We start from the raw sequence: 12,766 nt of genomic DNA on the forward strand, positions 1-12,766 counted from the left end.
GCTTATGAAACGAGCGAGTAGAACTGCTGCGCAGCGGACAGTGAGATTTTGCCAAAGTCCTTCGCCTGCCCTTTCTTGATCATGTGCATGACTTCGATGCCGCTCAGAATGACACGCGCGCAGTCAAAGTCCTTGAACCCGAGCATCGGTCTGGTGCGACGTTTGATGGCCCGATGGTCCTGCTCCACCACGTTGTTCAAATACTTGACCTGCCGAAGCTTGAGGGGCGTCTCGCGCTCGGCATTCACCGCATGAAGCGCCGCCAGATTGGAACCGCTTTTGTCGATGGTCACCGTCTCGGGTGCGCCGTTCTGAGCGATGGCTTTATCGAAGAAGCGGCGCGCGGCGGCCTTGTCCCGCTTGGCTCTGAACAAAAAGTCGATGGTGTTACCCGCCTTGTCCACGGCGCGATACAGGTATTTCCACGAGCCTTTGACCTTGATATAGGTTTCATCCATGCGCCAGCTCTTGCCCACGGGGCGTTTGTGCTTGCGAAACGTCTTTTCGAACAACGGCACCAACTTGATGACCCACCGATGCACCGTCGAATGATCGACGCCGATGGCGCGCTCAGCCATCATCTCCTCAAGATTGCGCAGACTTAGGGAGTAGGCTACATACCACCGCACGCACAGCAGCATTACATCCAGCGGATAATGAAGCCGCTTCAAAATCTTGGCAATGCCTGCAGCAAGGGTCGTTCGTGGTGTCGCGATCTTCTTCATCGTGGGCCGAAGCAAAGTTAGTGCAGCCCGAACTTTACCGCGACATCGTTATTGCGACAGAACCCTGTCGGGACAGCCTGCTCACCGCCCGGCTTGCCGAACTGCGTTCCCTCGATGCACGGGCGCATCAGCTCGCTGAGGACCTTCGGACGCTTGCCCGGTGGCTGGAGCGCGACGTCGTGGCACTGGCCGGCTCTGATCTCGCAACCCGTCATCATCTTTTCGACTTTGTCGCCGATGAACTTCATCAACGTGAGCCTGAAGATCCATCACGCATCGGCACGATGCGCGTTGCCCTGCAGAACCAGCGCGACGGCCTGCTCGCCTTCGCCGGCGTGCTCGATGACAAGCTGGCCGCCATCGCGCGCGCGGCGGCGGTACCGGACTATCTGGTCCGCGAGACCTGTCTGCTGCATCGCAAGCCCGACACCTCGGGCGCCTTCTCGCAAGGCTGGAACCGGCTGCATGCCGCCATGGGCCATAAGTTCTATGGGGTCTGGGCTGCGGTCTCGCCCGCACTGGGCAGCACGCCGCGCAGCAGTTCGCTGGTTGAAAACCTCAACTCGCGGCTGCGCAACTGCCTGACGCTGCGGCGCCATCTCAACGGTGGCAAGGCCTGGCTGGGCCTACTGCAGTTCTTCTTCAATCACCGCCGCTTCATGCGCATCCGGTGCGGCAAGCGGCTCGGCAAAAGCCCGCGTGAAGCGATGACGGGAGAAGATCATCCGCACTGGCTGACGCTACTCGGACTCGGTCCGCTTCAGCCCCGGCAAAGTTGATCGCCTGAGGTCACAGACCTTAACGTGATTCGCATTCCATACTGATCCTGCCTAAAAACGCAGGACGGGTCAGCTCGTCTGTGTACCGCAAAAAACACGGAATTTGAACCACGCCGACCATTCCGTATCTCTGATCGACGCCGCCGTTTGGTGTCGGTTTCGCACAGCCGTTCACAAAGACCCCTGCACGGTTCTGAGGGGGCTGGACGCGGGTAACCGCGCCCAGCTACCCGACAAAACCGAATTAACGAACTTCAACAGCCCATGTCCGCGCTCACGGTGCGTGACCTGCGCGAGTATTACTTGCGCCTAAAAGCCGGCGAAGTGTGTCGGTGCGTCACTCAAACGAGCACACCGCAATCCGCGCGTCAACCCTCGTATTGAAGAATGTTCAGGCCGGCATTGGGATCCGTCACGTACATGATTCCATTTTTGTCGACGTAGACATCGGTGGACTGAGTTACGGCGCTCGCGCCCGGACGGATATCGACAATGCGTTCCGGCGGCCGCGGCACGAAATACGCGATTTCTTTCGGCGCAGTAGCGTCACTGGTGTCGTACACCCGGACGCCAGCGTTGTGGTAAGTCGCAAAGAGCAGCGTCTCGCTCTGAAAGCTATCGGGGCGATTTTCATGAAAATTATGCGGTCCGAAGCCGCCGCCTTTCTTGCAGAAATTCTCCTCCGATGGAACCGGGAACAGTCCGAGCTCGATCGGGTTTTCCGGCCTCGAGACATCGAAGCTCCTGATATGAGCGAGGCCATTTGCACAAAAGGTCGTGGTGGCTTCGTCGCATACAAAGGCAAGACCTCGGCCGGGGATGGGTAGGGCAGTATGTGTGTGCCCCTTTCCTTCGCGGTAGGAAAGCAACCGGGGCCTGGCCGGGTCGGCGATGTCGTGAATCGTGAACCCTCCGTCGCGCCAGGTGCCATAGGCCAGATTTCCATGCACGATGGCGTGGTGGCAAGCGAATCGTTGCCCCGCGCTCCACGTCGGCGTCTCGCCTTCTGCGCGATTCATTCCAGGCAGCCAGCAGCGGCTGACGATTTCTGGACGCTCGGGATTCGCCAGATCAAGGACGGCAAGTATCGTATCGGTAAAGCCGTCAAAGTGCGCTGAAACAGTTGCGTAGCGACCGCCGACGTACCACAGCCGGTGGGCACCGATGCCGTCAATCGGCAGGAAGGCTATCTCCCGCGGGGCAGTCGGTCGCGAGATATCATAGACGCGCACGCCGGCGCTGAACGGGAAGTCGGTACGCCGAAAGGAATCCGCGAGCGGTTTGCCAAAATAATCTTCCCGTTGACCGTACTGTTGCAGCTTCCATACATTCGCCGCATTGACGACGAGCAACAGGTCGCCGTGCACCTGGATATGGCTGGCCCGGGTGTTCGGTGGGGCGCCAATGAAGCCCACGGCAGTCGGCTTCGTCGGATCGGCAACGTCGATAATTGCTACGCCCTCATTGAAAGCATGACCAACATAAGCGTATTTCTTATGAACGATTACCTGCGTGCCATCCGGCCGCCCACCCATATCGCAATGGCCGAGGTGCCGTATCCGATGGCCTGAACCCATACTAAGTTGTGTCATGTGATCGTCCTTTCATTTGTTCACTGCGACCGCGCCGCATGCAGGCGCCGAATACCCGAGCGACTAGATCCCCATCGACATTCAGCGAATGCCGCTGTTTGTCGATGTCCGCACTACCTCATCTCAATCCGACATAACGTATCCGTCACATGAAATGTCGTAGCGAGACTCCGTTGTCGTCCGTACAGTAGTTCTACCCGCTCATTTCATAAGTAACCCTACTCATAGCATAACTGCTTTACCCGCTGACCGTACTGCGACGGAACCCGCGAGACTGCTGACATTTTTAAGCGGCCGCCCGGCATCGACAGTCACGCGCCGTCAAGACACTCAGAATCTGGCTCGAAGCGCGACTCGGACAAGAAGCTGATTTGCAGTTGTAGACGACGCGGTCGCCCCCACGAGAGTCGCCATGTTCAAAACCCCAGCACCTGCCCCACCACCCGAGACGTGTGCGTACATGCCTTGAACGTATACATCGGTGCGCGCCGAGAACGCGTAATCCGCCATCAGGCCGACTTCGTTCCAGTTTGGTGTCGATTTGCCCGCCGTGTTGGTAACATGTACGCGCGTGTAGTCGTATAAAGCGCCAACAAAAACACCCGGCGTAATCTGCTGTTTGACGTTTAGTTCGAAATTATCGAATTTAAGCGAGCTTGCCGGGGTGGTAAAGGTGCCTGTGTACTCGGAGCCGATCGCGTTCGAGAGGTCGGTATGCGTATAAACAAAACCGACGGTAGTAGGGTTGCCGATTTTGTAGTTGACGCCCGCGCCCCACACCCGTTGACGCGCTGCGGTGAAGTTTGTATCGTTGGTCAACGAACCCAATGTGTTCGTCGACGAACCTGGGTTGTTAATCTCCATGTACGCGGCCGCTACCGTCAGCGGGCCTCCAACGTATCGCGCTCCCAGGCCGTACGCACGATTGTTTGAGAACTGGCCAGCCTGATTGCTGAATCCATAAAGCCCTCCGAACGTCAACCCCCTGTAGTTGGCGCTCGTGTACTTGACGGTGTTGTTCAGACGGAAAGAGTTATTGGTGTTGTCGTTGTCCAATGGATGGGAGAAAAGGGAGCCTGCCCAATTTCCGTTGGCCGTCACCGGGCCGAGATAGTCGACAACCGAATCATATTGACGACCCATCGTCACCGCGCCGAGCGTTGCTGAACTCAGTCCGACATAAGCTTGCCGACCAAATAGCCGACCGCCCTGTCCCAAGCCGCCCGTACCGGCGTTAAACCCGTTTTCCAACTGAAATATAGCTTTAAGGCCGCCGCCGAGGTCTTCGCTTCCCTTAAGGCCCCAGCGGCTTCCTGTGGCATATCCGCTTTCCATCTGGACGGCCGAATGGCCGCTTGCATTCGTCGTGTAGTTAATACCCTCGTCGATAACACCATACAGTGTCACGCTGCTCTGGGCAAATGCATGAAGCGGAAGAAGGGCAAACGCGAGCGAGGCCCCTCCGGTAAGGAGTCGTTTCATAGATGTATGGATGCTCTTGTGAATTGGTGTGACTCGCGCGGTCTGCAGTCGGCTCTTCAGAACATAACGCACGCTTTATTGCGACAAAACCTTGTATTTTGACGAACCCGAACCCCCAATGAGTAAGCCGAAAGACATCGAATGGTTGTTCAACGGTCGTCACTTCGACCGCGAAATCATCGTCCGGTGCGTGCATCGGTACCGCCGCTTCGTAGCCCGGACGGCTTTCACTCGGCATCTTTATTCTTGCTCGGGTGAGGCACTGCCAGCGTCATGTGGTTTTAGAATATCAATCAGGATTCTTCACTTGGTAATTCGTTCGCTAATCCATTCGGCGATGGCAAGTAGCTTATGGTCGTCACCCCAACGGCCAATCAATTGAAGCCCGATGGGAAGGCTCTGGTTCCCGTGCGCGAACGGTATGTGCACGCATGGCAGCCCCAGTAAAGTCCATGCCCGACAAAAAAGCGGATCGCCCGTGGCGTCGATCCCTGCAGGAGCTTCGCCGGCGGCGCTCGGGGCAAGCAATACATCGAAGTCGTCAAACAGAGAGTCGACACGCGCTTGTGCTGAAGCGGTAGCCCGTTGATTCTGGACATGCGTAGCGCCGCTTATTTCCGTGCCCTTGACGAGCAGTTCTTGCAGCGCGGCACTGAGTCGCGCTTTGTTCGTAGACAGTTCATAGGCCAGGGCACGGCTCATTTCGAACGCCATAATGGCTTTCTGAAGGGCGACAAGGTCCGGCAGGTCTGGAGGGAGGACGGCGTCGGACATATGCGCTGCTTGCGGACCCAGAACATGGACCGCTTCGGCCCACGCGCGTTGCACGTCGGAACTGACATGTGCCCATTCCGAAGTTGGGCAAAGACCAATTCGTGGTCTTAAGGCCTGAAACTCACTGTTCAGCCTGGTGTCACCGGTCAGGACGGCACCGAGGAGGGCGACGTCGCGCACCGTTCGGGCGAATCCACCTACCGTATCGAGTGTCTCGGAGATACTTTTTATCCCGGCTCGTGGTACCCGTCCCCACGTGGGTTTGTACCCGACAATGCCACAGTAAGCTGCCGGCCGGATGATGGAGCCCGCGGTCTGTGTGCCCAATGCAAGCGGGACCATCAGATCCGCTACCGCTGCCGCGGAACCACTTGATGAGCCACCGGGCGTGTGCCCGAGATTATGCGGATTGCGCGTTGGACCCGGATGGAAGTAAGCGAATTCGGTTGTCACTGTTTTGCCTGCCACTACCGCACCCTCACGCCGGCAGAGGGCGACAACAGCCGCGTCAGAGGGGGGGCGATGTTCCTTGTAGAGTTGCGATCCGTATTCGGTCGGGAAATCCGCAGTGTCCATCAGGTCTTTCACGCCGAGGGGCAGTCCGTGCAATAGTCCTTTGCGCGGCGCCGTGTCGAGAATGCGGGCTCGACGCATCGCATCGTCCGGATCCACGTTGACGAAGGCGTGGACATCGCCGTCACGTTCGGCTATCCGGTCCAGGCACGCACGCATCAAGTCGGACGGACGCAGATCCCCCCGTTCGATAAGCGCAGCCGCTTCCCACGCGCCAAGCGCGTTCGGATTAGAGCGCGTCATTGGAGATGTCCATTTAAAGAAAAAAACGCCATAATAAGGTCTACATAAGGATAATAGGTTTATATACGGTTCGCGACGCCTGCCGGCGTGGCTTGGCATCGCGGGGGAACGTCCCCTCTCTGCGGCTTCGTGGACCTCTCTCACGCACCCGGCGGTCTTGCCACACAACTTACGGCGAAGTATTGTTGGCCAAATTCTGCGGGTCTAATATATTTTAGAGTTAATTTTGATTCACAGGATGTATCAATGATAGAACTGCGCCAGTTACGGCAATTTGTGGCGGTTGCCGAGAAAATGGATTTCGTCGCGTTAAGGTGGGACATGTAGTATTCGAGGCTGACAAATAATCTTTGGCCGGGCGATGAAGACTCTAACACCGCGAAAGACGCTTGCCGGCGGCATCGCCCGGATGCTCAAGCGCCTTCACTATCCGTGCACAGCAGTTCTACTCGCTCGTTTCATACGCAGTCCTCCGCATATCGCCATTGCTTGATGCGCTGACCTTTCTGAGACGGATTTCTCAACTTTCATTCACTGAATCCGGTGTCGCACTTTGCTCTTGACGGCCATACATGGCGCGTATATTTTAAATTTTTTAAGGACCCTTATGTCGTCGATCATCGCTCAAATCGAGCACATCGCTGGACAAACCGTACGGCGCGACATCAGTCGTTTGGTGGCGTTCGCGCGCGGTAATCTGGCGCTCGCGGCGCAATCGATCGCTGAGCATCCGGCACCGCACGTTGGCATCGTCTGCGGCTTTTTCGTTCGACATGGTGAGCCGCCGTCACCGGAAACCGACGGTCTCAATGGGATGGGTCAGCTCGCGGCGGGTCTAGCCGAGGCCGGCATTCCGGTGACGGTAATCACCGATGCGCCATGTGCGAAAGCGGCATGGGCAGTTATCGAGGTGCTGCCTGGCGAGGTCGACCTTCAGGTCGTCGCCGTCAGCGCGGTCGCGGTACGCCGGCTCCGTAGTCAGCTCGAAGCCGCGGACCGGCCGCTGACCCATCTGATCGCAATCGAGCGATGCTCGTTCGGCGCCGATGGCAAGCCCCATCGCGAGCACGGTTGGGATATATCGAACGACACCGCACCGATGGAGTACCTATTCCAGGACGATGGCTGGACGCCTGGCTGGAAAACAATCGGCATCGGCGACGGCTGCAACGAAATCGGTATGGGCGTGTTGCCGAAGGAGCTCGTCGAATCGGATGTCCCGAATGGCAAGTTGATTGCTGCTACCACGCCAGCCGACTTTCTGATCGTCTCCGGTGTTGCCAATTGGGGAGCATATGCGCTACTCGGCGCAATCGCCTCGCTGCGCCCGGACCTGGCAGCGCGACTGTTGACACATTTCAATGGCGCAATGGAACGCGCGATACTGAAGTCGGCGGTCGAATTGGGGCAGGCGATCGACGACAGCCGAACCGATCGGCTTGGTCAATTACAGATGACGATCGATCGGTTGCCCCTCGAAGATCATATTCGAATCATCGAGCAAATTGCTGCGGCGCTTGACGAGCCTGCCTGATACGCAAGCCAGCGGGGCAGGGACTGTCGTCCGCGACCATCAACGTGCTGTGGGGAGCGTTCAACATCGTGATCGGCTATTTGCTGATATGCCGGGTCGGGGACTTTTATCCTCGCGATACCATGGATGCCGCTGTTGCAGGCCTAGGTGCGCTGTCGATGGGAGTGATGGCGGCCCCGGACGTTCGGGCAGTTTCATGGTGCATCCCTCCGGACGGGTCTGCTTGGTTCCGTCGCAGTAAGGTCAGCGGGTCAAGCAACGGTGATATCGGAGGGTTGCTTACGAAACGTCTTCTCGAGCAGCGGTACCAAGTTGATCACCCGACGATGCACGGTCGAATGATCAACCTCAATACCGCGCTCGGCCATCATTTCTCTGAATCGCCTCTGATTTTTCTGGACACGAATTTGGGCTAAAACCTGTGCCTCGAAACGGAGTTGAACATGCTGAATAAGTCGAATGTCGCAGGGGTTGGGCCCGGGGCGATGGAAGGAGCGCGGAGCGCGACTAGAAGCGCCCCCGGTGCGGCCGTCGAAGCGAAACGATGGTCGGCCAACCGAAAGAAAGAAGTCGTCCTGCGCCTGTTGCACGGCGAGCCGGCAGATGCCATTTCGCGCGAGGTGTCGGTGCCGATACACCGGCACGAAGAATGGCGTGACCGTGCGCTGGCCAGTATGGATGCCGGCCTCAAGGAGCGCGAGAACGATCCGCTGGAGGAAAGGCTTGGCGAGGCAACCCGGCGCATTGGCAATGCTGGTTATTTGAAAACGAGCTGCTTCGCAAGGAACGGCAGGCCCGACACCCTTTGGTCAACCGGAGGTCGTCGAAATGAGCCGAACGATCTCCGCTGGCACCGGCAAGCCTTATCGAGTGGAGCGGGTCTGTCGGGTGCTCGGATTTCCGCGTTCTACGATCTATGCCGGTCGTGCGCGCGAGTCGAGCAACGTGGTGCCACTCGAGGCACAGCGGCGCGGCCCGAAACCAAAATTGCCCGACGCCGACCTTCTGAATGCCATCCGGGCCGATCTGGCGGCCTCGCCGTTTACCGGCTAGGGACGCCGCGTCAAGAACGGCCGTGATACGGACGGTTACGGACCAGCAGGTTGAAAGCCGCGTTCGGTGCCGGCTCGATTTAAATTCAAGTCGTTGATTCGCTCAGGAACGGGTGCGCAGAGGTCATCAGGCTGCGGCGTCTATCAGCGATTTTGGTATCGACACGCCAAAATATTTGGTCCAGATAGCATTCAGCGTTCCATCCTTAAGGTTCTTTCCAATCCAGTTGTTGAGCCAGGCTTTGAGCTCAGGGTTGCCTTTGCGCAAGGCAATGGCGAGCCGATCGTCGCTCAACTCGAACTTGTACTCATAATTCATCGCCGGACTAGATTGCTTGATGGTTAGCGCATCCGCGAGTGCCGCTGCGGCGAGTGACTGCTGGCCGGACAGCACAGCGGTGCGCGTCGTGGCCTCGTCTAAATAACGAACGATCTGAACGTCCGGGACTTTATTGTCCTTGACCTGTGCCGTCAAATTGAGATCAGCTGTGGAACCACGCTCAACGGCGACCGTTTTCCCCTTGAGGTCCTGGATACTCTTAAGGTTTTCTTTCCCTGGCGCGACCAGCAGCGTCGGTTGGTTCGCGTACGGGCGCGTAAGGTCGATGATTTTTTCGCGATCCGGGGTCACGGCAACGGAAGCGATCACGATATCGACCTTGTTCGTCAGCAGGAACGAAATTCGATTCGGGCCTGTCAACGACACTATATTTAATTTCACGCCGAGATCATGGGCGATCAATGTCGCGATCTCGAAATCTGTTCCGATCCTCTGCGATTCCTTGTTCAACATGCCATAGGGCGGGTGGGTGAAGTCGACGCCTACGGTGATGCTTCCCCGGTCTTTGATGTCCTTGAGGGCGTCCGCCTTTGCCGAATTCAGGTTCAATGCCAGCGACATTGTGAGGGCTAAGCCCAGAACTGCTTTATGAAGCTTCATTTTTCTAATCCTCGATGGATGACAGTGAACCGACATTAATTAAAATAGAGGATCAAGCTTTAAGTCGAGCAATGGATCAAGCGGCCACGGTACCGGGTTCCACCGATCACACGTCTTGCGGCGATCACAGACCGCTGCCAATGAACTGCCTCAGCTCAGGCGTTTGAGGATGGCTCAATATGTCTGCGCTGCCTGCCTCACAGACCACGCCGTTGCTCATAAAAATCAATTGCCTGGCGACCGATTTGGCGAAAGCCATTTCGTGCGTGACGAGAACCATGGTCATGCCGTCAGCAGCCAGTTTTTCAATCACGCGCAACACTTCGGCAGTCAACTCGGGATCAAGGGCCGAGGTCACTTCATCGAACAGCATCACCTTGGGCTCCATCGCCAGCGAGCGCGCGATCGCGACCCGCTGCTGCTGGCCGCCAGAAAGCTGTTGCGGATAAGCGTTAGCTTTGTCCGAGAGCCCGACCTGATCCAGCACGCGGGCAGCCAATTCGTCCGCATCGCTCTTCGACATGCGTCTGGCTTTGCGCGGCGCCAGAGTGATGTTTTGCAGGACCGTGAGATGCGGGAACAGGTTGTAACTCTGAAACACGATCCCGACATCCCGACGCAAACCGCGGAGGTCCATCGTCGGCTCATGCAGCGAGCGGCCGCACACGTATAACGCGCCCTGATTGACTTTCTCGAGGCCATTGATACAGCGTAGCGCGGTGCTCTTGCCCGACCCGGACCGGCCGATCAAGGCCACCACATCGCCTCTTCCCACTTCAAAGGATACGCCCTTCAGCACTTCCGTTGCGCCGTATTGCTTGCGAACGCCTTCAAACCTCACCATTGATTCCACCGCAGCATCCCTCCGATTTGGGGCCGAACTCAAACTTTTCTCATCGCGCGCTCGAGTCTCAGGCTAAGTCTTGATAGCGGATAGCACATCAGGAAATAAATGGCTGCCGCCAAAGTGAAGATCACAAATGGCTCGAACGTCGTGTTATTCACCACCCGTGTCGAATAAGTCAGTTCGGCCATGCCGATGACGACGGCATATGACGTATTCTTGATGAGGCCGACAACGAAGCCGACGGTAGGTGGGATCGCAATTGTCACTGCCTGTGGCAAGATCACGTAGATCATGCGCTGAACATAGGTCAATGCCAGCGACTCCGCCGCTTCTGATTGCGTCAACGGTACCGAATTAATCGAGCCCTTCCACATTTCGCCAAGATAGGCCGATGCGTTGATGACCAGCGCCGACGAAGCCGCGAGAACCGTCGAGACGTTCACGCCAAAGATGCTGATACCGAAATAGACCATGAACATGGTCACCGGAAGCGGAATGCCCTGGTTGAACTGCACATAGATGCCTGAGACCGACCTGACCCACCGACGTTTGGAAACCCGTGCCAGCGCGATGGGCAGGCCAACGATAAAGCCACCGACTGTCCCAATCACCGACAAGAGGATTGACCACCCGGTCCCTTCGAGGATGTAGCCGATCTGGCTCGCCGATAAATGAAAGAACATAAGTCCTCAACGCTGATGGTTCATGACGCGGAGCCGCGGAAATAAGATCGAGGCGCCAGCGAGCAGGAATAGGCGTAGCGCCGAAACGAGAACCAGGTAAATGACGGCAACGACCAGGTAAGCTTCGAAGCCGCGGTATGTGAAGGACTGAATGACATCGGCGACACCGGTCAACTCATCGGCCGAGATCTGCGACATGATCGAGGTCGCGAGCATCATCAGGATGAACTGGCTAACCAGGGCCGGATAAACCCGCTCCACAGCTTGCGGAAGCTCGACGTACCAGATCGTCTGCTGCTTTGTTAAAGCCAGGCAGGACGCCGCCTCCAGTTGACCTGTCGGGATAGCTTCGAATCCGGCGCGCATTATCTCGGCGGCATAGGCGCTAACATTGATCGCGAGCGCAATCACAGCGGCGGCCAACGCCGGAATCGGTAAGTGAAGCGCTGAAAGGCCGAAGAACAACCAGAACACCTGGATCACCAACGGTGTGTTGCGGATTACTTCGATATACGTCCCGACAGACCGGACCAGCCACGGGCGGCCATAGATGCGCGCCAGCGCACATAATGTTCCAGCAACAAAGCCGGGGATGATCGAGAGCACCGTCATGCGCAATGTGAGCCACGCTCCGCGCAGCAAATCGGGCCAATACTGCGAAAGGAAGCTGAAGTCGAAGTTGTAGGTCATAAAAGCAAAATCGTCGATTGGAAAACCGCGCGTCGCTAAATCTTGCTTATGAAACGAGCGAGTAGAACTGCTGTGGGAGAGATAACGGCGTCTCGCCCCGACATTTCACCTGCCCTTTCTTGATCATGTGCATTAATTCAATCCCACTCAGAATGACGCGCACACAGGAGAAATCCTTGAACCCCGGCATCGGCGGGGTGATGCGTTTGATAGCCCGACGGTCCTGCTCGACCACGTCGTTTAGGTACTCGACCTGACGGATCTGGATGGGCATTTCGCGCTCGGCATTTACCGCTTGCAACGCGGCCAGATTGGAGTCGCTTTTGTCGATGGTCACCCTCTCGGGCGCACCTTTCTGAGCGATCGACTCTTCGAAGAAGCACTGCGCTGCCACCTTGTCGCGCTTGGCTCTGAGCAGGAAATCAATGGTTTTAACCGCCTTGTCCACTGCCCGGTAGAAATACTTCCACTGGCCTTTGACTTTGATATACGTTTCGTCCATCCGCCAACTCTTGCCTACCGGCAGCTTGCGCTTACCAAACGTCTTCTCGAACAGCGGCACCAACTTGATCACCCGACGATGCACCGTCGAATGATCAACCTCAATACCGGGCTCGGCAATCATTTCTCCGAGATTACGCAAGCTCAGTGAGTACGCGACGTACCACCGCACGTACAGCAACATTACATCGAGCGGATAGTGAAGGCGTTTTAGCACCCGCGCGATGCCGCCAGCAAGCGTCTTTCGCGGCGTTAGAGTCTTCATCGGCCAGCCAAAGCATATTTGTCAGCCTCGAATACTACATTTCCCACTGTAACGCGACGAAACCTGCGGGCTCGACGCATCGCATC

The 12,766-nt window shown here is 57.2% G+C and carries 12 protein-coding genes and 2 pseudogenes; 4 read left to right on the forward strand and 10 right to left on the reverse strand.

Annotated elements, in window-relative coordinates; genetic code table 11:
- Positions 1-2 precede the first annotated feature (2 nt).
- Positions 3-725, reverse strand: coding sequence for an IS6 family transposase (locus tag P0D84_RS43060; RefSeq protein ID WP_408348862.1), 723 nt, complete (start codon positions 723-725; stop codon positions 3-5).
- Between the two features lie 20 nt (positions 726-745).
- On the opposite strand from P0D84_RS43060, the gene P0D84_RS43065 reads away from it, so the two are divergent.
- Positions 746-1,504: a hypothetical protein gene (locus tag P0D84_RS43065; protein WP_408348865.1), complete on the forward strand. Its 759-nt coding sequence runs from the start codon at positions 746-748 to the stop codon at positions 1,502-1,504.
- A 368-nt stretch (positions 1,505-1,872) separates the two neighbouring features.
- On the opposite strand, the gene P0D84_RS43070 is transcribed toward P0D84_RS43065, so the two are convergent.
- Both P0D84_RS43070 and P0D84_RS43075 read right to left on the reverse strand, forming a co-directional pair.
- Positions 1,873-3,096 carry an LVIVD repeat-containing protein gene (locus P0D84_RS43070; protein ID WP_408348867.1) on the reverse strand — a complete coding sequence of 408 codons (1,224 nt, stop codon included), beginning with the start codon at positions 3,094-3,096 and terminating at the stop codon, positions 1,873-1,875.
- Between the two features lie 330 nt (positions 3,097-3,426).
- Complete coding sequence (locus P0D84_RS43075) at positions 3,427-4,578, reverse strand: porin (protein WP_408348870.1); 1,152 nt, start codon at positions 4,576-4,578, stop codon at positions 3,427-3,429.
- A gap of 118 nt (positions 4,579-4,696) precedes the next feature.
- Here P0D84_RS43075 and P0D84_RS49130 point away from each other — a divergent pair.
- Positions 4,697-4,789 (forward strand): annotated as a pseudogene (locus P0D84_RS49130) (IS6 family transposase); the annotation flags it as partial.
- Between the two features lie 92 nt (positions 4,790-4,881).
- Here P0D84_RS49130 and P0D84_RS43080 read toward each other — a convergent pair.
- Complete coding sequence (locus P0D84_RS43080; protein WP_408348873.1) at positions 4,882-6,168, reverse strand: amidase; 1,287 nt, start codon at positions 6,166-6,168, stop codon at positions 4,882-4,884.
- Between the two features lie 607 nt (positions 6,169-6,775).
- Between P0D84_RS43080 and P0D84_RS43085 the strand changes: the two genes are divergently transcribed.
- Positions 6,776-7,702 (forward strand): glutamate cyclase domain-containing protein, encoded by a 927-nt coding sequence (locus P0D84_RS43085; RefSeq protein WP_408348876.1) that lies wholly within the window; start codon positions 6,776-6,778, stop codon positions 7,700-7,702.
- A 278-nt stretch (positions 7,703-7,980) separates the two neighbouring features.
- On the opposite strand, the pseudogene P0D84_RS43090 reads toward P0D84_RS43085, so the two are convergent.
- A pseudogene (locus P0D84_RS43090) lies at positions 7,981-8,088 on the reverse strand (IS6 family transposase); the annotation flags it as partial.
- Between the two features lie 442 nt (positions 8,089-8,530).
- On the opposite strand from P0D84_RS43090, the gene P0D84_RS43095 reads away from it, so the two are divergent.
- The gene (locus P0D84_RS43095; protein ID WP_408348879.1) at positions 8,531-8,755 is read left to right on the forward strand and encodes a hypothetical protein; all 225 of its coding nucleotides are present in this window, start codon (positions 8,531-8,533) and stop codon (positions 8,753-8,755) included.
- 126 nt (positions 8,756-8,881) lie between these two features.
- Here P0D84_RS43095 and P0D84_RS43100 read toward each other — a convergent pair whose 3' ends face one another.
- From P0D84_RS43100 to P0D84_RS43120, 5 genes are all read right to left on the reverse strand, one after another.
- Positions 8,882-9,694 carry a transporter substrate-binding domain-containing protein gene (locus P0D84_RS43100; RefSeq protein WP_408348882.1) on the reverse strand — a complete coding sequence of 271 codons (813 nt, stop codon included), beginning with the start codon at positions 9,692-9,694 and terminating at the stop codon, positions 8,882-8,884.
- A gap of 124 nt (positions 9,695-9,818) precedes the next feature.
- Positions 9,819-10,547 (reverse strand): amino acid ABC transporter ATP-binding protein, encoded by a 729-nt coding sequence (locus tag P0D84_RS43105; RefSeq protein WP_408348885.1) that lies wholly within the window; start codon positions 10,545-10,547, stop codon positions 9,819-9,821.
- 29 nt (positions 10,548-10,576) lie between these two features.
- Positions 10,577-11,224: an amino acid ABC transporter permease gene (locus P0D84_RS43110; protein WP_408348888.1), complete on the reverse strand. Its 648-nt coding sequence runs from the start codon at positions 11,222-11,224 to the stop codon at positions 10,577-10,579.
- Between the two features lie 6 nt (positions 11,225-11,230).
- The gene (locus P0D84_RS43115; protein WP_408348891.1) at positions 11,231-11,914 is read right to left on the reverse strand and encodes an amino acid ABC transporter permease; all 684 of its coding nucleotides are present in this window, start codon (positions 11,912-11,914) and stop codon (positions 11,231-11,233) included.
- A gap of 46 nt (positions 11,915-11,960) precedes the next feature.
- Positions 11,961-12,680, reverse strand: a complete 720-nt coding sequence (locus P0D84_RS43120; RefSeq protein WP_408348894.1) for an IS6 family transposase — start codon at positions 12,678-12,680, stop codon at positions 11,961-11,963.
- Positions 12,681-12,766 lie beyond the last annotated feature (86 nt).

The organism is Paraburkholderia sp. RL17-337-BIB-A, from assembly GCF_046025895.1.
GTDB lineage: Bacteria > Pseudomonadota > Gammaproteobacteria > Burkholderiales > Burkholderiaceae > Paraburkholderia > Paraburkholderia fungorum_C.

Excerpts from the sequence above, each read along its gene's own strand:
- P0D84_RS43060 (WP_408348862.1), bottom strand. The coding sequence starts at position 725 with ATGAAGAAGATCGCGACACCACGAACGACCCTTGCTGCAGGCATTGCC.
- P0D84_RS43070 (WP_408348867.1), bottom strand. The coding sequence starts at position 3,096 with ATGACACAACTTAGTATGGGTTCAGGCCATCGGATACGGCACCTCGGC.
- P0D84_RS43075 (WP_408348870.1), bottom strand. The coding sequence starts at position 4,578 with ATGAAACGACTCCTTACCGGAGGGGCCTCGCTCGCGTTTGCCCTTCTT.
- P0D84_RS43080 (WP_408348873.1), bottom strand. The coding sequence starts at position 6,168 with ATGACGCGCTCTAATCCGAACGCGCTTGGCGCGTGGGAAGCGGCTGCG.
- P0D84_RS43085 (WP_408348876.1), top strand. The coding sequence starts at position 6,776 with ATGTCGTCGATCATCGCTCAAATCGAGCACATCGCTGGACAAACCGTA.
- P0D84_RS43095 (WP_408348879.1), top strand. The coding sequence starts at position 8,531 with ATGAGCCGAACGATCTCCGCTGGCACCGGCAAGCCTTATCGAGTGGAG.
- P0D84_RS43100 (WP_408348882.1), bottom strand. The coding sequence starts at position 9,694 with ATGAAGCTTCATAAAGCAGTTCTGGGCTTAGCCCTCACAATGTCGCTG.
- P0D84_RS43110 (WP_408348888.1), bottom strand. The coding sequence starts at position 11,224 with ATGTTCTTTCATTTATCGGCGAGCCAGATCGGCTACATCCTCGAAGGG.
- P0D84_RS43115 (WP_408348891.1), bottom strand. The coding sequence starts at position 11,914 with ATGACCTACAACTTCGACTTCAGCTTCCTTTCGCAGTATTGGCCCGAT.
- P0D84_RS43120 (WP_408348894.1), bottom strand. The coding sequence starts at position 12,680 with ATGAAGACTCTAACGCCGCGAAAGACGCTTGCTGGCGGCATCGCGCGG.